The organism is Mesorhizobium sp. WSM4815 (genome assembly GCF_055811575.1).
Genome location: NZ_JBVVQS010000076.1, coordinates 41,315 through 62,019, shown reverse-complemented (window position 1 = coordinate 62,019; position 20,705 = coordinate 41,315). Strand labels below are relative to the sequence as shown.

Annotated in this window: 21 protein-coding genes; 7 read left to right on the top strand and 14 right to left on the bottom strand. The window is 63.3% G+C overall.

All coding sequences use genetic code 11. From position 1 onward, the window contains the following. Window positions 1–11: 11 nt before the first annotated feature. The 12 genes from AC0L2B_RS04420 to AC0L2B_RS04365 all read right to left on the bottom strand — a co-directional run bounded on the left by AC0L2B_RS04420 (window position 12) and on the right by AC0L2B_RS04365 (window position 12,042). Window positions 12–767 carry an SDR family oxidoreductase gene (locus AC0L2B_RS04420; protein WP_473744371.1) on the bottom strand — a complete coding sequence of 252 codons (756 nt, stop codon included), beginning with the start codon at window positions 765–767 and terminating at the stop codon, window positions 12–14. Continuing rightward, window positions 764–1,252 carry a hypothetical protein gene (locus AC0L2B_RS04415; RefSeq protein WP_091592210.1) on the bottom strand — a complete coding sequence of 163 codons (489 nt, stop codon included), beginning with the start codon at window positions 1,250–1,252 and terminating at the stop codon, window positions 764–766. The genes AC0L2B_RS04420 and AC0L2B_RS04415 overlap by 4 nt, the downstream gene beginning before the upstream one ends. 68 nt (window positions 1,253–1,320) lie before the next feature. Next, on the bottom strand, window positions 1,321–2,628 hold the full coding sequence (odhB, locus tag AC0L2B_RS04410; protein ID WP_473744368.1) for a 2-oxoglutarate dehydrogenase complex dihydrolipoyllysine-residue succinyltransferase: 1,308 nt from the start codon (window positions 2,626–2,628) through the stop codon (window positions 1,321–1,323). A gap of 50 nt (window positions 2,629–2,678) precedes the next feature. Next, a complete protein-coding gene (locus AC0L2B_RS04405) occupies window positions 2,679–5,663 on the bottom strand; it encodes a 2-oxoglutarate dehydrogenase E1 component (protein WP_473744367.1) in 2,985 nt (994 codons plus the stop codon). 148 nt (window positions 5,664–5,811) lie between these two features. Beyond that, window positions 5,812–6,714, bottom strand: a complete 903-nt coding sequence (gene sucD / locus AC0L2B_RS04400; protein WP_473744366.1) for a succinate--CoA ligase subunit alpha — start codon at window positions 6,712–6,714, stop codon at window positions 5,812–5,814. A 15-nt stretch (window positions 6,715–6,729) separates the two neighbouring features. Further along, window positions 6,730–6,924 carry a hypothetical protein gene (locus tag AC0L2B_RS04395; RefSeq protein WP_473744364.1) on the bottom strand — a complete coding sequence of 65 codons (195 nt, stop codon included), beginning with the start codon at window positions 6,922–6,924 and terminating at the stop codon, window positions 6,730–6,732. After that, window positions 6,914–7,144 (bottom strand): hypothetical protein, encoded by a 231-nt coding sequence (locus AC0L2B_RS04390; RefSeq protein WP_473744362.1) that lies wholly within the window; start codon window positions 7,142–7,144, stop codon window positions 6,914–6,916. The genes AC0L2B_RS04395 and AC0L2B_RS04390 overlap by 11 nt, the downstream gene beginning before the upstream one ends. Window positions 7,145–7,166: 22 nt before the next feature. Continuing rightward, entirely contained in the window at window positions 7,167–7,538 is a 372-nt protein-coding gene (locus tag AC0L2B_RS04385) for a cupin domain-containing protein (RefSeq protein WP_473744361.1), read from the bottom strand. 4 nt (window positions 7,539–7,542) lie between these two features. Continuing rightward, window positions 7,543–8,736, bottom strand: coding sequence for an ADP-forming succinate--CoA ligase subunit beta (gene sucC, locus AC0L2B_RS04380; RefSeq protein ID WP_473744360.1), 1,194 nt, complete (start codon window positions 8,734–8,736; stop codon window positions 7,543–7,545). A gap of 47 nt (window positions 8,737–8,783) precedes the next feature. Further along, a complete protein-coding gene (mdh, locus tag AC0L2B_RS04375; protein WP_027153710.1) occupies window positions 8,784–9,752 on the bottom strand; it encodes a malate dehydrogenase in 969 nt (322 codons plus the stop codon). 398 nt (window positions 9,753–10,150) lie between these two features. Then, window positions 10,151–11,347 carry a cell division protein ZapE gene (zapE, locus tag AC0L2B_RS04370; protein ID WP_473744359.1) on the bottom strand — a complete coding sequence of 399 codons (1,197 nt, stop codon included), beginning with the start codon at window positions 11,345–11,347 and terminating at the stop codon, window positions 10,151–10,153. Between the two features lie 146 nt (window positions 11,348–11,493). Beyond that, window positions 11,494–12,042: a protease inhibitor Inh/omp19 family protein gene (locus AC0L2B_RS04365; RefSeq protein ID WP_473744358.1), complete on the bottom strand. Its 549-nt coding sequence runs from the start codon at window positions 12,040–12,042 to the stop codon at window positions 11,494–11,496. A 292-nt stretch (window positions 12,043–12,334) separates the two neighbouring features. On the opposite strand from AC0L2B_RS04365, the gene AC0L2B_RS04360 reads away from it, so the two are divergent. The 7 genes from AC0L2B_RS04360 (at window position 12,335) to AC0L2B_RS04330 (ending at window position 19,207) form a co-directional block, all read left to right on the top strand. Further along, window positions 12,335–13,345, top strand: coding sequence for an MBL fold metallo-hydrolase (locus tag AC0L2B_RS04360; RefSeq protein WP_473744357.1), 1,011 nt, complete (start codon window positions 12,335–12,337; stop codon window positions 13,343–13,345). Between the two features lie 90 nt (window positions 13,346–13,435). After that, window positions 13,436–13,597 carry a DUF1328 family protein gene (locus AC0L2B_RS04355; RefSeq protein ID WP_023803355.1) on the top strand — a complete coding sequence of 54 codons (162 nt, stop codon included), beginning with the start codon at window positions 13,436–13,438 and terminating at the stop codon, window positions 13,595–13,597. A 278-nt stretch (window positions 13,598–13,875) separates the two neighbouring features. Then, on the top strand, window positions 13,876–14,760 hold the full coding sequence (gene dapF / locus AC0L2B_RS04350) for a diaminopimelate epimerase (protein ID WP_473744356.1): 885 nt from the start codon (window positions 13,876–13,878) through the stop codon (window positions 14,758–14,760). Continuing rightward, on the top strand, window positions 14,760–16,079 hold the full coding sequence (gene mtaB / locus AC0L2B_RS04345; RefSeq protein WP_473744355.1) for a tRNA (N(6)-L-threonylcarbamoyladenosine(37)-C(2))-methylthiotransferase MtaB: 1,320 nt from the start codon (window positions 14,760–14,762) through the stop codon (window positions 16,077–16,079). The genes dapF and mtaB overlap by 1 nt, the downstream gene beginning before the upstream one ends. Window positions 16,080–16,090: 11 nt before the next feature. After that, complete coding sequence (gene ftsY, locus AC0L2B_RS04340) at window positions 16,091–17,833, top strand: signal recognition particle-docking protein FtsY (RefSeq protein ID WP_473744354.1); 1,743 nt, start codon at window positions 16,091–16,093, stop codon at window positions 17,831–17,833. A 62-nt stretch (window positions 17,834–17,895) separates the two neighbouring features. Further along, a complete protein-coding gene (locus tag AC0L2B_RS04335) occupies window positions 17,896–18,570 on the top strand; it encodes a septation protein A (RefSeq protein WP_023803351.1) in 675 nt (224 codons plus the stop codon). Between the two features lie 16 nt (window positions 18,571–18,586). Further along, window positions 18,587–19,207, top strand: a complete 621-nt coding sequence (locus tag AC0L2B_RS04330; protein ID WP_473744352.1) for a pyridoxamine 5'-phosphate oxidase family protein — start codon at window positions 18,587–18,589, stop codon at window positions 19,205–19,207. Window positions 19,208–19,301: 94 nt separating this feature from the next. Here AC0L2B_RS04330 and AC0L2B_RS04325 read toward each other — a convergent pair whose 3' ends face one another. Both AC0L2B_RS04325 and AC0L2B_RS04320 read right to left on the bottom strand, forming a co-directional pair. Then, the gene (locus tag AC0L2B_RS04325; protein ID WP_473744351.1) at window positions 19,302–19,511 is read right to left on the bottom strand and encodes a tautomerase family protein; all 210 of its coding nucleotides are present in this window, start codon (window positions 19,509–19,511) and stop codon (window positions 19,302–19,304) included. Window positions 19,512–19,545: 34 nt separating this feature from the next. Then, the gene (locus tag AC0L2B_RS04320) at window positions 19,546–20,460 is read right to left on the bottom strand and encodes an SMP-30/gluconolactonase/LRE family protein (RefSeq protein ID WP_473744349.1); all 915 of its coding nucleotides are present in this window, start codon (window positions 20,458–20,460) and stop codon (window positions 19,546–19,548) included. Window positions 20,461–20,705: the final 245 nt, after the last annotated feature.

Here is a 20,705-nt window from a genome sequence, read left to right as displayed (position 1 = left end):
CTTGTCTGGGATTAGCGGCCGCCGCCCACTTCCAAATTCGCGCCTGTCGTATAGGACGCCCCGTCCGACAGGAGCCAGAGAATTGCCGCGGCGACCTCTTCGGCGGTTCCCGCCCTTTGCATCGGCACGCCGTGACGCATCCTCTCGACGCGATCCGGCTGTCCGCCGGAGGCATGAATTTCGGTATCGACAATCCCTGGACTGACCGCGTTGACGCGAATGCCTTCGCCGGCCACCTCGCGCGCCAGGCCGATCGTGAAGGAATCGATCGCGCCCTTCGAGGCAGCGTAGTCGACATATTCGCCCGGCCCGCCAATTCTCGCTGCAATCGAGGAGACATTGACGATGGCGCCGCCGTTGCCGCCATGGCTGGTCGACATGCGCTTCACCGCTTCGCGGGCACAGAGCATGGGGCCAATGACGTTGGTGCGCATCATGCGCTCCAGCCGTGCTCCGCTCATTTCGTCGACACGCGCCCTCTGGTCGACCACGCCAGCGTTGTTGACGAGCGCATCGAGCGGCCCGAAGACATGATCGACCCTCTCGAACATCGCCTGGATATCGGCCTCGCTGCCAACGTCGCCCTTGATGGCCAGCGCTTCGCCGCCGGCCTGTTCGATTGCCTCGACAAGCGCCGTGGCAGCAGCCTCATTCGATGCGTAGTTGATCGCAACACGGTATCCAGCCGTGACGGCAAGCCTGGATGTGGCAGCGCCGATGCCGCGGCCGCCGCCGGTCACCAGCAGCACTTTTTTGGGCGCGCTCATTCCTGACAGCCCTTCAGCGAAAAAACGTCCCACGGCACCTTTGAAAACCCGTTGGCGCCATAGGCTGTCGACCTCTGCAGCGACGGTCCGAGGTCGGGAAAGATCAGGGTCTTCGGCGCGTCGACGCCTTCGGCCGGCAGCAGAGCGATGTTGCCCTTGTCATCCGCACTGTAGACGACCCCCTCCCACAGCGTGCAGGCGGCGAGCTCGTCGCCGGTGACATCGCCTGTCGGGCATTTGTACATCAGCGAACCATGCGGCCGCGCCACGCCTTGCGTCCACATGACGATCCCGTCGAGAACGACATCGTTATCGAGCACCATCTTGAAGGTGTTGGTGACGACAGCCGATCCCCCGGTCGGCCTGAAATCGATCTCGGCCGCACTTTCGGCATCGCCATAGACGGCGAGTTCGAGCGGGCATGCGGCAAACGCTGCCGATCCCGTCTGCGCAATGCCGGCCGCGAGCACAGCTGCGAAAAACATTCCGGAGTGCAAACGAGAGGAACTCATTCGGTGGCGCAGATCCATTCTCCGGCTCACCTCGACCGGGCCTAGAGATCGAGCACCAGCCGCTCCGGATCCTCCAGGCTTTCCTTGACCCGCACCAGGAAGGTCACCGCTTCCTTGCCGTCGACGATGCGGTGATCGTAGGAGAGCGCCAGATACATCATCGGTCGGATTACGATCTGGCCGCCGACCACCACCGGCCGCTCCTGGATCTTATGCATGCCCAGAATGCCCGACTGCGGCGCATTGAGGATCGGCGTCGACATCAGCGAACCGTAAACGCCGCCGTTGGAAATCGTAAACGTTCCGCCTTGCATATCGGCGACCGACAGCTTGCCATCACGCGCGGCGATGCCCAGCCTGCCGATATCTTTCTCGATCTCGGCTATTCCCATCTGGTCGGCATCGCGCACCACCGGCACGACGAGGCCCTTTTCGGTGCCGACGGCGACGCCGATATGGGCGTAGTTCTTGAAGATGATGTCGGTGCCGTCGATCTCGGCATTGACGGAAGGGATTTCCTTCAGCGCATGGGTGACGGCCTTGGTGAAGAAGCCCATGAAGCCCAGCTTCACGCCGTGCTTCTTCTCGAACACATCCTTGTATTTGGTCCTGAGCGCCATCACCGCGCTCATGTCCACCTCGTTGAAGGTGGTCAGCATGGCGGCGGTCGACTGCGCTTCCTTGAGGCGGCGGGCGATAGTCTGCCGCAGCTTGGTCATGCGCACCCGCTCTTCACGCGACGCGTCGTCGGCCGAGGACGGCGCACGGGCGGCGACCGGTGCAGGGGCCTTCGGCGTCTCGGAAGGCTGCGACGGAGCGCCCCTGGCGATCGCGTCGAGCACGTCGCCCTTGAGCACCTGGCCGCGCTTGCCGGAACCCGAGATCTGGTCGACCGCGAGATTGCTCTCGGCCAGCAGCTTCGCCGCCGCTGGCGCCGGCGGCATCGCGCGCGCCTCGATCGGCCCGGCATCGCCGGCGATCTTGGCGGTCTCGGCCGCGGCTTGCTTGACGGTGGCTGCGGCGGTCGGCGCCGAGGCCTGCGATACCGCGTCCTGCTTCGCTTCGGATGTTGACGCCTTCGCGGCTTCGGGTGCTGCCGCCTTTGCTCCATTGCCCGCCGAAATCATGCCGAGCAAAGCACCGACTTCGACCGTCTCGCCTTCCTTGACGGCGATCTCGCTGAGCGTTCCTGCGGCCGCGGCCGGCACTTCGACCGTTACCTTGTCGGTTTCGAGCTCGACCAGCGGCTCGTCGGTGGCGATCGCATCGCCCACCTTCTTGAACCATTTGCCGATGGTCGCCTCGGTGACGGATTCGCCAAGAGTGGGGACGCGGATTTCGGTAGCCATTGTGCCTGTCCGTTTTTCTGTCGGTTCTGTTCTATTCGCCGAGCTCTGTTCTATTCACCGAGCGCGTCTTCGAGCAAGGCGGCAAGCTGGGCGAGATGCTTCGACATCAATCCGGTCGCCGGCGACGCGGCGGCCGGCCGGCCGGTATAGCGCACCCGCTGGTGCTTGGCGTCGATATGCGCCAGCACCCATTCCAGATAGGGATCGATGAACGACCAGGCGCCCATGTTCTTGGGCTCCTCCTGGCACCACACCATCTCGGCGTTGCGGAAGCGTGACAGTTCGGTGATCAGCGCCTTGGCCGGGAACGGATAGAGCTGTTCGACGCGCAGCAGATAGATGTCGTTGATGCCGCGCTTCTCGCGCTCCTCGTAGAGGTCGTAGTAGACCTTGCCCGAGCAGAGCACGACGCGGCGAATCTTCGAATCCTTGGTGAGCTTGATCGCCTGGCCGGGGAGTTGTTGGGCATCGTCCCACAACAGCCGGTGGAACGCGCTTTCGCCCGACATCTCCGGCAGCGTCGACACCGCCCGCTTGTGGCGCAGCAGCGACTTCGGCGTCATCAGGATCAGCGGCTTGCGGAAATCCCGCTTCAACTGCCGGCGCAGGATGTGGAAGTAGTTGGCCGGCGTCGTGCAGTAGGCCACTTGCATGTTGTCTTCGGCGCAAAGCTGCAGGAAGCGCTCGAGCCTGGCCGACGAATGTTCCGGCCCCTGGCCTTCATAGCCATGCGGCAGCAGGCAGACGAGGCCCGACATCCTGAGCCACTTGCGCTCGCCCGACGAGATGAACTGGTCGAACACCACCTGGGCGCCATTGGCGAAATCGCCGAACTGTGCTTCCCAAAGCGTCAGCGCCTTCGGCTCGGCCAAGCTGTAGCCGTATTCGAAGCCGAGCACGGCCTCTTCCGACAGCATCGAGTTGATGACCTCGAAGCCGGCCTGCGCCGCCGATAGATTGTTGAGCGGGATGTAGCGTGTTTCATCGCGCTGGTCGTAGAGCACGGAGTGGCGTTGCGAGAACGTGCCGCGTTCCGAATCCTGTCCGGACAGCCGGACCGGATTGCCGTCGAGGAGGATGGCGCCGAAAGCCAGCGCCTCGGCCGTCGACCAGTCGATGCCTTCGCCCGACTCGATCGCCTGGCGGCGGTTCTCGAGAAAGCGCAGGATCGTCCTGTGCGCCTCGTAATCCTTCGGCACCTCGGTCAGCTTCTTGCCGATTTCCTTCAGCGTCTTGACCGGCACGGCGGTCTTGCCGCGCCGCTGTTCGTCCTGGTTGTCGGCTGTGCGCAGGCCCGACCAGGCGCCATCCAGCCAGTCGGCCTTGTTGGGCTTATAGTGCTGGCCGACCTCGAATTCCTGCTCGAGATGTGCCCGCCAGTCGGCCTTCAGCTTGTCGAATTCGGCCTGGCCGATATGGCCTTCGGCGATCAGCCGGTCGGCATAGATCTGCACGGTCGTCTTATGGTTGCGGATGTTGCGATACATGATCGGCTGGGTGAAGGCCGGTTCGTCGCCCTCATTGTGGCCGAAGCGGCGGTAGCAGAACATGTCGACCACGACAGGCTTGTGGAACCTCATGCGGAATTCGATCGCCACCTTGGTGGCATGGACCACGGCTTCCGGATCGTCCCCATTGACGTGGAAGATCGGCGCCTCGATCATCTTGGCGACATCCGACGGATAGGGCGACGAGCGCGAGAAGCGCGGATTGGTGGTGAAGCCGATCTGGTTGTTGATGATGAAGTGCAGCGTGCCGGCGACGCGGTGGCCGCGCAGGCCGGACAAGCCGAGGATTTCGGCAATCACGCCCTGGCCGGCAAAGGCGGCGTCGCCATGCAGGAGCAGCGGCAGCACCTTGGCGCGCTCTTCCAGCGGCACGATCTCCTCGCGACTGCGGCCGAACAGAGAGTCCTGCTTGGCCCGCGCCTTGCCCATCACCACCGGATCGACGATTTCCAGGTGCGATGGATTGGCGGTCAGCGACAGGTGCACCTTGTTGCCGTCGAACTCGCGGTCCGACGAAGCACCGAGATGGTACTTCACGTCGCCCGAGCCCTCGACCTCGTCGGGCGCGGCCGAGCCGCCCTTGAACTCGTGGAAGATGGCGCGGTGCGGCTTGGCCATCACCTGGGAGAGCACGTTCAGCCGGCCGCGATGCGCCATGCCGAGCACGATCTCCTTCATGCCGAGCTGGCCGCCGCGCTTGACGATCTGCTCCAGCGCCGGGATCAGCGCCTCGGCGCCGTCGAGGCCGAAGCGCTTGGTGCCCTTGTACTTGACGTCGATGAACTGCTCGAAGCCTTCCGCCTCGACCAGCTTCTGCAGGATCGCCTTCTTGCCGGCGGCGGTGAAGGAGATCTCCTTGTCGGTGCCCTCGATGCGCGCCTGGATCCAGGCCTTCTCCTCGGGATCGGAAATATGCATGAACTCGACGCCGAGCGTCGAGCAATAGGTGCGGGTCAGGATGTCGAGCATCTGCCGGATGGTGCCGAATTCGAGCCCGAGCACATTGTCGAGGAAGATCGGGCGGTCGTAGTCGGCTGATGTGAAGCCGTAGTTTTCCGGCGACAGCTCGTTGTAATCCTCGAGCTTGGCGATGCCGAGCGGGTCGAGATTGGCGTGCAAATGGCCACGCATGCGGTAGGCGCGGATCATCATGATGGCGCGGACGGAATCGCGCGTCGCCTGATGGACGTCGGCGTCGGACAGGGTGACCCCGTTCATCACCGCCTTGTTCTGGACCTTCTTCTCGATGTGCTTCTCGACGATGCCCCAATCGCCGTCGAGCGCCGAGACCAGTTCGCCATTGGCCTGCAGCGGCCACGAGGGCTTGGCCCATGAGGCGCCCTTGGCATTCTTGCGGACATCGCCGGCGTCGTCCTTCAGCGCCGCGAAGAAATCCTGCCATTCGGGGTCGACCGAAGCGGGATCGTCCTCATAGGCGGCGTAGAGCGCGTCGATGTAGTCGGCATTGCCGCCATAGAGGAAAGAGGTAAGCGAAAATTGGTCGTTGGCCTGATCTTGTCTTGCCATTTTTTCCGCGGAGCCTGGCTCCGTCTCCTGTTTTGGAGGGGAGTAGGGCAGTAAGGGAGTAGGGCAGTAGGGAAAACCAGGCACTAGCCATCGTTCGTCCCGTTCTTCCTATTCCCCTACTCCCATACTGCCCTACTCCCTTACTGCCTTAACCTTTTATCGCTTCGACCAGCGTCGTGCCGAGCCGAGCCGGCGACGGCGAAACCTTTATTCCGGCCGATTCCATCGCCGCGATCTTGTCCTCGGCGCCGCCCTTGCCGCCGGAAATCACCGCGCCTGCGTGACCCATGGTGCGGCCGGCCGGGGCCGTGCGCCCGGCGATGAAACCGGCCATCGGCTTCTTGCGGCCACGCTTGGCTTCTTCCTTGAGGAACTGCGCGGCGTCTTCCTCGGCCGAGCCGCCGATCTCGCCGATCATGATGATCGACTGTGTCTCGTCGTCGGCGAGGAACATCTCCAGCACGTCGATGAACTCAGTGCCTTTGACGGGGTCGCCACCGATGCCGACGGCGGTGGTCTGGCCGAGACCGACATTCGTGGTCTGGAACACTGCCTCATAGGTAAGCGTTCCCGAGCGGGAAACAACGCCGACCGAGCCCTTGCGGAAGATGTTGCCGGGCATGATGCCGATCTTGCATTCGTTGGGGGTCAGGACGCCGGGGCAGTTGGGACCGATCAGCCGCGATGTCGAGCGGTCGAGCCGCGCCTTGACCTTGATCATGTCGATCACCGGGATGCCCTCGGTGATGCAGATGATCAGCGGGATTTCGGCTTCGATCGCTTCCAGGATCGCCTCGGCGGCGCCTGCCGGCGGCACATAGACGACAGATGCATTGGCGCCGGTCTTCGCCTTGCCTTCAGCGACGGTGGAAAAGATCGGCAAGCTCTCGCCCGCGGCGCCGGTCCACGTCTCGCCACCCTTCTTCGGGTGGATGCCGCCGACCATTTTTGTCCCGTGATAGGCCAGCGCCTGTTCGGTATGGAACGTGCCGGTCTTGCCGGTCAGGCCCTGCACGAGCACCTTGGTGTTCTTGTCGACGAGAATGGACATTTTTTAGCGACCTGATCAGTGAGTGCGGAAGGGGTTGACGGCGACCACGGATCCGTAGGCCTGTCCGTGGTTGAGGTCTTCGGTGTAAAGTGTCTTGACGCCAAGGCGCCCGGCGGCGGCGATGGTTGCGCCATACTCCGCGCGCTTGCAATCGTGTCCGATGGCGGCATGGACGAGCATGTTCTTGTCGAGGCGGCATTCAGCGGTCATGGAGAGCTGCCCGGTTCCAAGTCTTGCTGCCCATGTCGCCTGAAGCCTCGTAGGCAAGCCTAAGCAGGGCTAGCCGAGCCCCGTCGTTGGCACGGCGCTTCGCCGCCACTGTCGCGAAAAACTCCCGCACCAAGGCGTCGACGGTCGTTCCCTGTTCAGCGGCCGTCAGCTTGACCTGCTCCAGAACCTCGTCTTCGACCGCCAGAGTGATGTTCTTCATTTCTCTTCCTCGCACAAGCTCCCTACAGCCGCTTGAGATCGGCGACGGTGAGGTCACTTTTGGCGTTGCCGGTGTTGAGCGTCGTCGCCGGCTCGAACATCAGCACCACCGGCTGTTCGCTCAGCGAGCGCGGCCGGTGCTCGACGGACCGCGGCACGACGATGAACTCGCCGCTGCCAAGCTCCACCGTGCCGTCGCGAAAATCGATGGCGATGCGGCCGCGCAGAACCAGGAACGCTTCGTCTTCGTTGTCATGCGCGTGCCAGTCGAAGACATCGCCGAACTTGGCGATCTTGACCTGGCTGTCATTCACGTCGCCGGCAATATGCGGATCGAAGACCTTCTTGATCTTCGCATCCGCCGCCTCGACCAGGTTTATCTTGTGCGGAGGCACCAGATCAGCCCTTCACCGCCGCCACGATTTTCTTGGCTGCGTCATCAAGATCGTCGGCCGAGACGACGTTGAGCCCGCTGTCGTTGATTATCTTCTTGCCGAGCTCGGCATTGGTGCCTTCCAGCCGCACCACCAGCGGCACTTGCAGGCCGACTTCCTTGACCGCTGCGATAACGCCCTCGGCAATGATGTCGCACTTCATGATGCCGCCAAAGATGTTGATCAGGATACCTTTGACCGCCGGGTCCTTGGTGATGATCTTGAACGCCGCCGTCACCTTCTCCTTCGACGCACCGCCGCCGACATCGAGGAAGTTGGCGGGCTCGGCGCCATAGAGCTTGATGATATCCATCGTCGCCATGGCAAGGCCGGCACCATTGACCATGCAGCCGATATTGCCGTCGAGCGCGACATAGGCGAGGTCGTATTTCGACGCCTCGATCTCCTTCTCGTCCTCTTCGGTGATGTCGCGCAACTCCATCACGTCGGGATGGCGGAACAGCGCGTTGTTGTCGAACGACACTTTTGCATCGAGCACGCGCAACCGGCCATTCTTCATGACGATCAGCGGGTTGACTTCGAGCAGGCTCATGTCCTTCTCGACGAAGGCATTGTAGAGGATCGGGAACAACGTCTCGCCGTCCTTGGCGGCGTCGCCGTCGAGCTTCAGCGCGCCGTTGAGTTCTTTCAAATCATCCGCCGTTATGCCTTTTTCCGGGTCGATGGCGACGGTGATGATCTTTTCCGGCGTGTCGTGGGCGACCGCCTCGATATCCATGCCGCCCTCGGTCGAAACGACGAAAGCGATGCGGCCGACGGTGCGATCGACCAGCAGCGACAGATAGAGCTCGCGCTCGATGTCGGCGCCGTCCTCGATGTAGAGGCGGTTGACCTGCTTGCCCGCCGGGCCGGTCTGCTTGGTGACCAGCGTGTGGCCAAGCATTTCCTTGGCGTTGGCGACCACTTCGGCCACCGATTTCGCCAGCCTGACGCCGCCCTTGGCGTCGGGGCCAAGCTCCCTGAACTTGCCCTTGCCGCGGCCGCCGGCATGGATCTGGCTTTTTACCACATAGAGCGGGCCGGGCAGTGCCTTGGCGGCGGCTTCCGCCTCGCTTGCCCTAAACACCGGTACGCCTTCGGCCACTGGCGCGCCAAAGCCCTTCAGCAGCGCCTTGCCCTGATATTCATGGATGTTCATGCGCGTTGTCTCCAGATCACTTTACTGGCGGGTCACTTGGCGGCGGATCATTTGGCGGCGAGTTGCGGAGCGATCTTGACGCAAGCCTCGCACAGGCCCTGCACCGCCGCCACCGAATTGTCGAACATCTTCTGCTCGGCCTTGCCGAGCTCGATCTCGATGACGCGCTCGACGCCGCCGGCGCCGATCACCACCGGCACGCCGACATAGGTGTTCTTGACACCATACTGGCCGGAGAGATGCGCAGCACAGGGCAGCACGCGCTTCTTGTCCTTGAGATAGGCTTCGGCCATGGCGATCGCCGAGGCGGCCGGTGCGTAGAAGGCCGAGCCGGTCTTGAGCAGGCCGACGATCTCGGCGCCGCCGTCGCGGGTGCGCTGCACGATCTGGTCGAGCTTTTCCTTCGAGGTCCAGCCCATCTTGATGAGGTCGGGCAGCGGGATGCCGGCGACCGTCGAATAGCGGATCATCGGCACCATGGAATCGCCATGGCCGCCGAGCACGAAGGCGGTGACATCCTCGACCGACACCTTGAATTCTTCGGCCAGGAAATAGCGAAAGCGCGAACTGTCGAGCACGCCGGCCATGCCGACGACATGGCTCTTCGGCAGGCCGGAGAACTTCTGCAGCGCCCAGACCATGGCGTCGAGCGGGTTGGTGATGCAGATGACGAAGGCTTTCGGCGCGTATTTCTTGAGACCCGCGCCAACCTGCTCCATGACCTTCAGATTGATGCCCAAAAGGTCGTCGCGGCTCATGCCGGGCTTGCGCGGCACGCCGGCGGTGACGATGCAGACGTCGGCACCCTCTATGCCGGCATAATCATTGACGCCGGTCAGCCTGGAATCGAACCCATCGACCGGCGACGACTGCGCGATATCCAGCCCTTTGCCTTGCGGGATGCCCTCGGCGATATCGAACAGCACAACATCGCCGAGATCCTTGAGGCCGATCATGTGGGCGAGCGTGCCGCCGATCATGCCCGAGCCGATGAGCGCTATCTTGTTGCGTGCCATGTCAGGATGTTTTCCCTTAGACTGTGACGGCGCCCAAATCCCTTAACGAATTGGATGACGGCGTCGAGGAAGGAGGCCGGAATGCAGCGGGGAAGCCGCAAAGATTTCGCCGCACCCAATAGCCCCGGCGCATAGAATATTCAAACGATTATTTTGGAGTGAGATTTTTCAATCGGTTAGATGAGATGGGATTTACGTAAACGTCAAAGTTCGTAAGCCGACTTGGGAAGATTACGCAATGAAGATGGAAATAAGAAGGCTGTTTCCCGGCGATGACGCCCTTGTGAAGCGGGTCGCCGAAGATGTGTTCGATGAACCGGTCAGGCTGGATTATTTCGCCTCATGGCCATTGCCGGCGGGACAGAGGGGGGCGCGAAGCGACCTTCCGGAGACTATCTTCAGGCTCGAGCCTGCTGCGCTTCGGTCAGCGTCGCCTTCTGCCTCTCCATCCAGTCTTCCAGCCATTCGTGGCTCTGCATCTCGATCAGCCGCGACGCGGTGCGCTCGAACTCGAAGACCTCGTTGCCGCGCCTGGCCGTATAAAGCCCCGCTGGCGGTGCGGCGGCGCTCACCACCAGCCGCACATGATGGTCGTAGAGCGTGTCGATCAGCAGGATGAAGCGCTTCGCCTCGTTGCGCATGCCTTCGCCAAGCACCGGCACATGATCGATGAAGACGGTCGAGAAGCGGCTGGCAATCGCCAGGAAATCGCGGGCGCCGAGCGGGCTTTCGCAGAGATCGGCAAAAGAAAACCGCGCCGCTTCGCCGGCGGCGCGCGGCACGACGACCTGCCGGCCCTTTACCGTCAGGGCCACTGCCTGCGTCGGCCTGCCATGCGTCATCACTTCCCAGGCCTCGTCGAGAACAGCATCGGCGGCGGCATCGGCAGGGGTGACATAGACCGGCAGGCGGCTGAGCTTGTCCAGCCGATAGTCCTTGTCGGCATCGAGGGCAATCACCTGCGCATGCCGCTCCAGGATGCCAATGAAGGGCAGGAAAAGCTTGCGGTTCAAGCCGTCGCCGTAGAGATCCTGCGGCGCGACATTGGACGTGGCGACCAGCACGACGCCGTTGGCAAACAGCGCCGAAAACAGCCGCGACAGGATCATCGCGTCGGCGATGTCGGTGACGGAAAACTCGTCGAAGCACAGCACCCAGGCTTCCTCGGCCAACGCGCGGGCCACCGGCGCGATCGGGTCGTCTTCCCTGACGGTGCCCTCTTTACGCGCCTGCCGGTGCTTCTGGATGCGGTCCTGCACATCGGCCATAAAATCGTTGAAATGCACACGCCGCTTGCGCCGGACCGGCACCAGCTCGAAGAACATGTCCATCAGCATGGTCTTGCCGCGGCCGACGCCGCCGTGGATATAGAGGCCCTTGACGGCCTCGCGCGTCTCGCGCTTGCGAGCGAACAGCCAGCCCAGCGCGCTCGATTTGTGCGCCAGCCGTTTTGCCGAAATGTCGTCGATCAGCCGGTCGAGTGCCGCAACGACCCGCTCCTGCGCCCGATCGCGGTCGATCAGGCCTGACACAACCAGATGGTCGTAGCGCTGCCGGACGGTCGCATGGGTCTGAAGGCCGTCGCGCAGATGCATCGATCACGTCGTTCCGGAGCAATTCCAAGAAAAATGTGTAGCGGTTTTCTGTCCGGAATTGCGTAAAAACAAAAGAGAGCAATTCCGGGAAAAGCGTGTCGCGGTTTTCGGCCCGGAATCGCGTAAAAACAATAGGGGCGGGCGGGTCAGCCTCTTGTAAGCGAGATCGGCAGGCCGTTGGAAGTCTGGCCGTCGAATTTCTCTCCGCCCGAGGAATAGAGCCGTGCCAGCGTGCCGCCATTCGCGTCGTACAGCGTCAGCTGCTTGCCGGCGACGTTCCAGGATTTGATGCCGTCGATCGGTGCCGGGCAATGCAGTGGTCCAGCCCGATAGCCGGAGCCGAATTTGGTTTGCGGCGTCGCCACCTGGCAGCTCTGGCCGGACACGCTGGCCTTCCACACGCCGGCGACGCTGCTTGCGGTAAGATCCGGGGCTCCGGCCGGAGCCGTTCCGTCCGGCGGCAGTGAGGCGACCTGCGGGTTTAGCGTGCCTTGCGGCGCCGTCGGAAATTTCGACGGGTCAGCCGTGCCGGGCGACGCCGGCGGCGGCAGCTGGTTGGCGGTCACCTTGCCGGAGGGCGCGGCTTCCAGCGGCGCCGGCTGCTGGTCCATCGGCGAGAACCGTGACGTTGAACAGCCGCTCGCAAAGAGCGCGGCCAGCGATACGGCCAGCAGACCGGTTTTCGAAAAATTCATTTCAAACCTCCGTCGGATCCGGCCGGGCTGCCGTCCGCACAATATCTCCTTTACCAAGACGGAGAAGGTGGCAAAATTTCAACCCTGTATGGTTAAAATAGCATTTGCGGCGGCACCTGTTGCAACTTTGCCACAAATGCGTGCCGCCCGAAAACCTGCCCTGGGGTCTGACGCGAGACTGCGCAGCGGTTTGCCAGGACAGGCCTGCCCTTGGCGTCCGGCCGCCAAATGCTTGCGCCAGCCCGCTTCGGTCCTATCTCTGATGAAACCGAACCTTGCCGGAGGCGAAATCTTGGCTGCGAGGAAAAGGGCGGCCAACCGCTATTATAGCGGGCCGCCCAGCGATCATTTCGACGGCACCTTGTTCTTCAATCCCAACGGCAAGTTGCCTGCCCGCTTTTCCGATCTTTTGAAGTGGCAGCTGGGCGGCGAACGCTCGAAATGGCCGTCGGCGAATCCAAGTCCGTTTCATCAGGCGACACCGGCCAAACGGATCGACGGCTCCGAACTGAGGCTGACCATGGTCGGCCATTCCACGCTGCTCATCCAGACAGCCGGCCTGAACATCCTCACCGACCCGGTCTGGTCGCGGCGCGCCTCGCCGCTCCCCTTTGCCGGGCCGAAACGGGTCAATCCGCCGGGCATCGCCTTCTCCAACCTGCCGCCGATCGACCTCGTGCTGGTCAGCCACAACCACTACGATCATCTCGACCTCGCCACGCTGAAGCGGCTGAGGACAAAGCACGACCCGCTGGTGCTGACGCCGCTCGGCAACGACGCCATCATCGACCCCGGCGTTCCCGGCATGCGGCTTTCCGTGCATGACTGGGGCGAGCGGGTCGAGATCGGCAACGACGTCGCAGTCCATGTCGAGCCGGTGCACCATTGGTCGGCACGCGGCACCCGCGACCGGCGCATGGCGCTGTGGGCGGGCTTTGTGGTCGAGACGCCGTGCGGAAAAGTCTATTTCGCCGGCGACACCGGTTTCCACGATGGCATCAACTACCGGCTGATGGCCGCAAGGCACGGCGGCTTCCGCCTCGCCATCCTGCCGATCGGCGCCTACGAGCCGCGCTGGTTCATGGCGCCACACCACCAGAACCCGGAGGAGGCGGTGCGAGGCATGCTGTTGTGCGACGCCGCCTATGCCGCCGGCTGCCATTGGGGCACGTTCCGGCTCACCAACGAGCCGATCGACGAGCCGGCAAGAAAGCTTGGCGAGGCCCTCGACGATCAAGGTGTCCCGCAAGAACGCTTTCGCGCCCTGCGTCCCGGCGAAGTCTGGGACGTGCCGGCGCTCTAGGCTGGCGACCCCAGAGGCCCCCGGGGGGAACCCGGGACGTCGTAAACGCGTTGGTGGTGGTCCACAACCGTCGGCTGCGAGGGATTTCCCATGATCAAATGGATTGTCATTCTTCTGATAATCGCGGCCGCGGCCAGCCTGCTCGGCATGCCGGCATTGGCCGGAGCCGCCGCCACCGGCGCCCGCATTCTCATCGGCATCGTGTTGATCATCTTCCTGCTGGTCATGCTTGGCGTCTTGGCGGTGGCGTAATGCATGTCGCGCAAAAGTGCGTAGCGGTATTGCGATAACGACATGGATAAAACAAGAACCTAAAGCGCGTTGCATGAATCGGCTCAAACGCGACGCGCTTTAGCCGCATCCGCCCGAAAATCGGAATCGATTTTCAGGAAGCACGATGCGCAGGTTTTAAAATGTCAGAGCGTACTTTGTGCGTCCAACTCGACGCACGTCGCGCTGGCGTCTCGCACTGGTAATTCCGGCCGCTATCCGCCATATAGGCGCCAAACCGGCATGAGACCTTTCGATCCATGGCAAGCACTGCCCCCTTCGCCAAGATGAGCGGCATCGGCAACGAAATCATCGTTGCCGACATGCGTGGTCGCGCCGACCGGGTGGCGCCGGCTGCCGCCCTTGCGCTCAATGCCGATGCCGCGACGAAGTTCGATCAGATCATGGCGATCCACGACGCCAGAACGCCGGGCACTGCCTTTTTCATCGACATCCTGAATTCCGACGGAACCGGCGCGCAGGCCTGCGGCAACGGCATGCGCTGCGTGGTGCAGGCGCTTGCCGCCGAGACCGGCCAGAAGACATTCGCCTTCGAGACCGTCGCCGGCATCCTCAACGCTGAAGAACATGCCGACGGGCTGATCTCGGTCGACATGGGCAAGCCGCATTTCGGCTGGCAGGATATTCCGCTCGCCGAGGAATTCCGCGATACCCGCATGATCGAGCTGCAGGTCGGCCCGATCGACGCGCCGGTGCTGCACTCGCCCTCGGTCGTGTCGATGGGCAATCCGCACGCCATCTTCTGGGTCGATCGCGACGTCTGGTCCTATGAGCTCGACCGCTTCGGTCCGCTGCTCGAAAACCACCCGATCTTCCCCGAACGCGCCAACATCACCATCGCGCGGGTGACCTCGACCGAGACGATGGTCATCCGCACCTGGGAGCGCGGCGCCGGCCTGACCAAGGCCTGCGGCACAGCGGCCTGTGCCGCCGCCGTCGCTGCCGCGCGCACCAGGCGGACCGGACGCAGCGTCTCCCTGGTGACGCCCGGAGGTGGCTCCTTGCATGTCGAGTGGCGCGGCGACGATCACGTCATCCTCACCGGCGCCGCCGAATGGGAATTTTCCGGCAGCGTCGACCCGGCGACCGGCGTGTGGGCCCGCGACACCGAAAGCGCCGCCTGATGGCCGCGCTTGCCAAGAAGGGTCCCGCTCTTCCCAAAAGTGTTGACGTCGTCACCTTCGGCTGCCGGCTGAACACCTATGAATCCGAGGTGATGCGGCGAGAGGCGGAAAGCGCCGGCCTTGGCGCGCTGGAAGGCGGCGCCATCATCTTCAACACCTGCGCCGTCACCGGCGAGGCGGTGCGCCAGGCAAAACAGTCGATCCGCAAGGCCCGCCGCGAGAACCCGCAGGCCCGCATCATCGTCACCGGCTGCGCCGCGCAGACCGAGCCGCAGAATTTCGTCGCCATGGACGAGGTCGATCTCGTCCTTGGCAATGAGGAAAAGCTGAAGGCGCATTCCTATCGCGCGCTGCCGGATTTCGGCGTCAACGACACCGAGAAGGCTCGCGTCAACGATATCTTTTCGGTGCGCGAGACGGCCGGCCACATGGTCGACGCCATCGAAGGCCGGGCGCGGGCGTTCGTCCAGATTCAGAACGGCTGCGACCACCGCTGCACCTTCTGCATCATCCCCTATGGCCGCGGCAATTCGCGCTCGGTGCCGATGGGCGCCGTGGTCGAGCAGGTCAAGCGGCTGAGCGGCAATGGCTATGCCGAGATCGTGCTGACCGGCGTCGACATGACAAGTTTCGGCGCCGATCTGCCGGGCAGCCCGAAACTCGGCAAATTGGTCAAGACAATCCTGAAGCAGGTGCCTGACGTGAAACGCCTGCGCCTTTCCTCGATCGATTCGATCGAGGCTGACGACGATCTGCTCGACGCCATCGCCACCGAGCCCCGGCTGATGCCGCATCTGCATCTGTCGCTGCAGTCCGGTGACGACATGATCCTGAAACGGATGAAGCGCCGTCACAACCGGGATCAGTCGATCCGTTTTTGCCAGGATTTGCGCAAATTGCGTCCCGGCATCGTTTTCGGCGCCGACATCATCGCCGGCTTCCCGACCGAGACGGACGCCATGTTCGAAAAATCGCTGGAGATCGTCGAGGAATGCGGGCTGACGCATCTCCACGTCTTTCCGTTTTCGCCGCGCGAAGGCACCCCCGCCGCGCGCATGCCGCAGCTTCGCCGCGAACTGGTCAAGCAGCGTGCGTCACGGCTGCGCACCGCCGGTGACGCCGCCTATCGCAGCCACCTTTCCTCGCTCGCCGGAACACGCCAGTCGATCCTGGTCGAGCGCGACGGGCTCGGCCGCACCGAAGGGTTCACGCTCGCTGCGGTCTCCGCCGGCGCGCCGGGCGAAATCGTTGACGCCGCTATCGCCGGCGATGACGGTGTCAGACTGATCGCGGCGCCGTTTGCCGCCCGCGCCGCCTGAGACGCAAGAACATGGCTGGTTTTTTCAAGAAGATATTTTCGTTCGGCAAGAAGGAGGTGGTCGAGGAGCGGATCGACGAGACCGCACCGCTGCCGCCGATCAAATGGGACGCGCTCGAGGCGCTGAAACCGGCGCCTGTTGAAGAGGCCGAGCCCGCTCCGACGATTCCGCCCGAGCCTGAAATCCAGCCGGAACCTGCTCCGGTAGAGGAGTTGCAGCCGCCTGCCGAGGAGCCGGCGCCAGAGGAGATTCCGGCGGCTCCCGTCGAGTCTCCTCCGGAGCCAGAGCCGGAGGAAATTCCTGAGCCAACGCTGACGCAGCCTGAGATCGTCCAGACTGAGGGTCCGTCATCCGAACGTGACGCTGCCCCTCATCCGCCTGCCGGCACCTTCTCCCCGTATAGTGACGGGGAGAAGCGTGCTGATCGTCCCGCCGAGCCTCCTTTTGAAAGCGGCAAAGAAGAAGCTCCGACGCTGACGTCCCCCTCTCCCCGTCCCTTACGGGGAGAGGGTAATGGTGAGGGGCAGCGCGGACCTGCGCAGGATGCCGCACCGCCAGCCGGGGCCCCCTTAACTGCGCCCGAGCCTGAGGCGCCGGCGGCCGAGATCCCGCCCCCCATTCGCCAGCCGGCGCCAGTCGAGGCAAAGCCGGTCCTTGCGGAGATTGCGCCCGAACCTGAAGCCATTCCAGCGCCCCACCCTCCCCTCGATGGGGAGGTAAAGCGCGAGCCCGTTCCGCAACCGCCACCGGAGCCAAAGCCGGCTCCCGGCAAGGTCACCGTCACCAGGAAGGTCGAGCAGAGAGCCGAACCGCAGAAGGCGCCGGAACCGGCGCCGAAACGCTCGTGGTTCCAGCGCATGAAGGAGGGGCTCGCCCGCTCTTCCCGGGAACTGTCGGGCAACATCGCCGGCGTCTTCACCAAGCGCAAGCTCGACGAGGACACGCTGCAGGATCTGGAGGACGTGCTGATCCGCGCCGATCTCGGCATGGAGACGGCTTTGCGCATCACCGATTCGCTGGCTGCCAGCCGCTACGGCAAGGACGTCTCCGAGACGGAAGTGCGCGCCATCATGGCGACCGAGGTGGAGAAGGTGCTGACCCATGTCGCCTTGCCGCTGGAGCTCGACCTCAGCCACAAGCCGCATGTCATCCTTGTCGTCGGCGTCAACGGCACCGGCAAGACCACGACCATCGGCAAGCTGGCGGCAAAGCTGACCGACGGCGGCCTGTCGGTGATGCTCGCCGCCGGCGACACGTTCCGTGCCGCGGCGATCGAGCAATTGAAGATCTGGGGCGAGCGCACCAGGTCGCCGGTCATCGCCTCGAAGCTTGGCGCCGACGCCGCCGGCCTCGCCTACGATGCCTTCGAACAGGCCAGGCAAGCCGGCTCCGACGTGCTGATCATCGACACCGCCGGGCGGCTGCAGAACAAGACCGAGCTGATGGCGGAACTCGAAAAGATCGTCCGGGTGCTGGGCAAGCTCGATCCGGAGGCGCCGCACACCGTGCTGCAGACGGTCGACGCCACCACCGGCCAGAACGCGCTCAACCAGGTCGAGATCTTCCGCAATGTCGCCGGCGTCAACGGCCTGGTGATGACCAAGCTGGACGGCACGGCACGCGGCGGTATTCTGGTGGCGATTGCGGCAAAGCACAAATTGCCGGTTTATTTCATCGGCGTCGGCGAACAGGTCGACGACCTCGAACCATTCTCCGCAAGCGAGTTCGCCAGGGCGATCGCTGGAGTGGCATAACAAGCTTGATCCCAGGAAGTTGCAGACTTTTTGGACAGGATCATGCGCAAGAAGGAAAGCCTATGAACCCGCGCATCCTCGAACGCGACCCGTCCGACCCGCAGAAACAGAAGAAGGAAGGCGTCAATCCGCTGCTCAAGCTGGTGCTGGAGCTCGGCCCGTTGATGGTGTTCTTCTTCGCCAACGCCCGTGGCGCATGGCTGTCGCAGAAATTTCCGGTGCTGGCCGAATTCGGCGGACCGATCTTCGTCGCTACCGGCCTGTTCATGGCCGCGACCGCGATCGCGCTGGCCGCGTCCTGGTTGCTCACTCGCACCTTGCCGATCATGCCGATGGTGTCGGGCGTCGTCGTCTTCGTCTTCGGCGCGCTGACGCTCTACCTGCAGGACGACATCTTCATCAAGATGAAGCCGACAATCGTCAACATGCTGTTCGGCGGCGTGCTGCTCGGCGGCCTGTTCTTCGGCAAGTCGCTGCTCGGCTACGTCTTCGATTCGGCCTTCAGCCTCGATGCCGAGGGCTGGAAGAAACTCACTTTCCGCTGGGGCCTGTTTTTCCTGTTCCTGGCCCTTGTCAACGAAGTTGTCTGGCGGAATTTTTCCACTGACGCCTGGGTTACCTTCAAGGTCTGGGGCATCATGCCCATCACCCTTCTCTTCACCTTCAGCCAGATGCCGCTGATCATGCGCCATTCGCTTGAAGGCAAGACCGGAACAGAAGGGAAGCCCGGCAAGTAACGATCAAGGAGACGGCATGGAATTCGTCACCACGCGCGAAGAGCTGAGAACGATCTACAAGACGCCTCGGCCGACCGACGGCTCGATCCGCAAGGAACTGAAGGCGCTGGATGGCCACAGCCGTTCCTTCATCGGCAAAAGCCCCTTCGTGCTGATCGGCTCCTCCGACGGCGCCGGCAATGCCGATGTGACGCCGAAGGGCGACAGGCCGGGCTTTGCCGCCGTGCTCGACGAGAAGACCATCGCCATCCCCGACCGGCCCGGCAACAACCGGCTCGACACGCTGGAGAACATTCTTCTCAACCGTTCGGTCGGGCTGCTCTTCCTCATCCCGGGCATGAACGAGACGCTGCGCGTCAATGGCGACGCCCGCATCACCGTCGATGCGGGCCTGCGCGAGCGGCTCGCCGTCGACGGCAAGGAACCGCAAAGCGTCGTCCTGGTGACGGTCAAGGCCGCCTACATGCATTGCGCCAAGGCTTTTATGCGCTCCGATCTGTGGAAGCCGGAAACCTGGTACGACCGCGCGACGCTGCCGACGCTCGGCCAGATCCTGCGCGACCAGCTGGCGCTCGCCGATTCGGCCGAGGCGACCGACCGCTGGCTGGACGACGAATACAAACACACCATGTGGTAGACTTTTTCGGACATGATCCGTCCGAAACACGTCTCGGCCTTCGCCGCCGGCTGACGGCCGCGCCGCAATCATCAAAGGTCGCGGCGAAATTCCTTCAACGTTTGCTGCGCATCGTCTCGACATCGGTCTCGCCAACGAACCAGTCACGCGCAGCGACCTCCTCGAAAACCACCCAGACATCGTTGCTGGCCAAGCCGGTGGCGCCGGTGATGGCCGCGGTCACCTGGGCGGCGATCGCGGCCTTCTTGCCGGCCGGGTCGTCGGCGATCACCTCCTTGACGAGGCGGATGTTCACGAATGGCATGGCGTCCTCCCTTGGATATTTGATTGGCGGCCGCTCAGTAGGTTTTTGCGCCGTTGACCATCAGCCGGACCATGTAGAGCGAGGTCGTGCCGGCGATGTAGAGGCAGTTCAGCTTGTTGCCGCCAAACACGCAATTGGCGACGACTTCCGGCACCTTGATCTTGCCGATCAGCGTCCCGTCCGGATCGTAGCAATGGATGCCGTCGGCGGCACTGGTCCAGATCCGACCCTGGTCATCGAGCCTGAAACCATCGAACAGGCCGGCCGTGCAATCGGCGAAGACCTTTCCGCCTGAGACCTTCTTGCCGGCCCCGTCGACATCGAACACCCGCATATGCGCCGGATTCTGCGCGCCATGCGTGCGGCCGGTATCGACGACATAGAGCTTGCTCTCGTCGATCGAGAAGGCAAGCCCGTTGGGCCTGACCATGTCGGTGATCACCGCTTCGATCTCGCCGGTGCCGGGGTCGGCCCGGTAGACATGGCAGGCGTCGATCTCGCTCTCGGCCTTGTCGCCTTCATAATCCGTATCGATGCCGTAGGTCGGGTCGGTGAACCAGATCGAACCGTCGGACTTGACCACCGCATCGTTGGGCGAGTTCAGCCGCTTGCCGCGCCATTTGTCGGCGATGGTGGTGATCGAGCCGTCATGCTCGGTGCGGCTGACACGGCGGCCCGAATGCTCGCAAGTGACCAGCCGGCCCTGCCGGTCGACGGTGTTGCCGTTGGAATTGCCCGACGGCTGCCGGAACACGCTGACGCTGCCGTCGGTCTCGTCGTAACGCAGCATGCGGTTGTTGGGAATGTCGGACCAGACCAGATAACGGCCGGCCGCAAACCAGGCCGGCCCTTCCGCCCACCGGCATCCGGTGAACAGCTTGTCCACCTGCGCGTTGCCGTTGAACAGCCGCGCAAAGCGTGGATCGAGAATTTCGTAGTCTTCGGCCATGGTTTTCTCCCGGGTCATGCAATTCGTTGGTGCCGGCGCGATCAAGCCAGCCGGCGATCGATATGGCAAGATCGTGTATCGGGACAGGCAATGCGGCCCTTGCTCGACTGACGGATGGAAGGACGGGCCCATGCGCCGTTAACCGGCTATGCGCCCAGCGCAACGGTGCATTGCAACATCTTCTTTTTGCGATGCACCATAACTATGTCATGCTGCGTATCGATCAGGGAGGAACAACCTGCCGC

Coding starts and splice junctions, on each gene's coding strand:
- AC0L2B_RS04365 (WP_473744358.1), bottom strand. CDS start 12,042: ATGAATTTTTCGAAAACCGGTCTGCTGGCCGTATCGCTGGCCGCGCTC.
- sucD (WP_473744366.1), bottom strand. CDS start 6,714: ATGTCCATTCTCGTCGACAAGAACACCAAGGTGCTCGTGCAGGGCCTG.
- zapE (WP_473744359.1), bottom strand. CDS start 11,347: ATGCATCTGCGCGACGGCCTTCAGACCCATGCGACCGTCCGGCAGCGC.
- sucC (WP_473744360.1), bottom strand. CDS start 8,736: ATGAACATCCATGAATATCAGGGCAAGGCGCTGCTGAAGGGCTTTGGC.
- dapF (WP_473744356.1), top strand. CDS start 13,876: ATGGCAAGCACTGCCCCCTTCGCCAAGATGAGCGGCATCGGCAACGAA.
- ftsY (WP_473744354.1), top strand. CDS start 16,091: ATGGCTGGTTTTTTCAAGAAGATATTTTCGTTCGGCAAGAAGGAGGTG.
- AC0L2B_RS04320 (WP_473744349.1), bottom strand. CDS start 20,460: ATGGCCGAAGACTACGAAATTCTCGATCCACGCTTTGCGCGGCTGTTC.
- odhB (WP_473744368.1), bottom strand. CDS start 2,628: ATGGCTACCGAAATCCGCGTCCCCACTCTTGGCGAATCCGTCACCGAG.
- AC0L2B_RS04420 (WP_473744371.1), bottom strand. CDS start 767: ATGAGCGCGCCCAAAAAAGTGCTGCTGGTGACCGGCGGCGGCCGCGGC.
- AC0L2B_RS04390 (WP_473744362.1), bottom strand. CDS start 7,144: ATGAAGAACATCACTCTGGCGGTCGAAGACGAGGTTCTGGAGCAGGTC.
- AC0L2B_RS04330 (WP_473744352.1), top strand. CDS start 18,587: ATGGAATTCGTCACCACGCGCGAAGAGCTGAGAACGATCTACAAGACG.
- AC0L2B_RS04325 (WP_473744351.1), bottom strand. CDS start 19,511: ATGCCATTCGTGAACATCCGCCTCGTCAAGGAGGTGATCGCCGACGAC.
- AC0L2B_RS04405 (WP_473744367.1), bottom strand. CDS start 5,663: ATGGCAAGACAAGATCAGGCCAACGACCAATTTTCGCTTACCTCTTTC.
- mtaB (WP_473744355.1), top strand. CDS start 14,760: ATGGCCGCGCTTGCCAAGAAGGGTCCCGCTCTTCCCAAAAGTGTTGAC.
- AC0L2B_RS04335 (WP_023803351.1), top strand. CDS start 17,896: ATGAACCCGCGCATCCTCGAACGCGACCCGTCCGACCCGCAGAAACAG.
- AC0L2B_RS04355 (WP_023803355.1), top strand. CDS start 13,436: ATGATCAAATGGATTGTCATTCTTCTGATAATCGCGGCCGCGGCCAGC.
- AC0L2B_RS04415 (WP_091592210.1), bottom strand. CDS start 1,252: ATGTTTTTCGCAGCTGTGCTCGCGGCCGGCATTGCGCAGACGGGATCG.
- mdh (WP_027153710.1), bottom strand. CDS start 9,752: ATGGCACGCAACAAGATAGCGCTCATCGGCTCGGGCATGATCGGCGGC.
- AC0L2B_RS04395 (WP_473744364.1), bottom strand. CDS start 6,924: ATGACCGCTGAATGCCGCCTCGACAAGAACATGCTCGTCCATGCCGCC.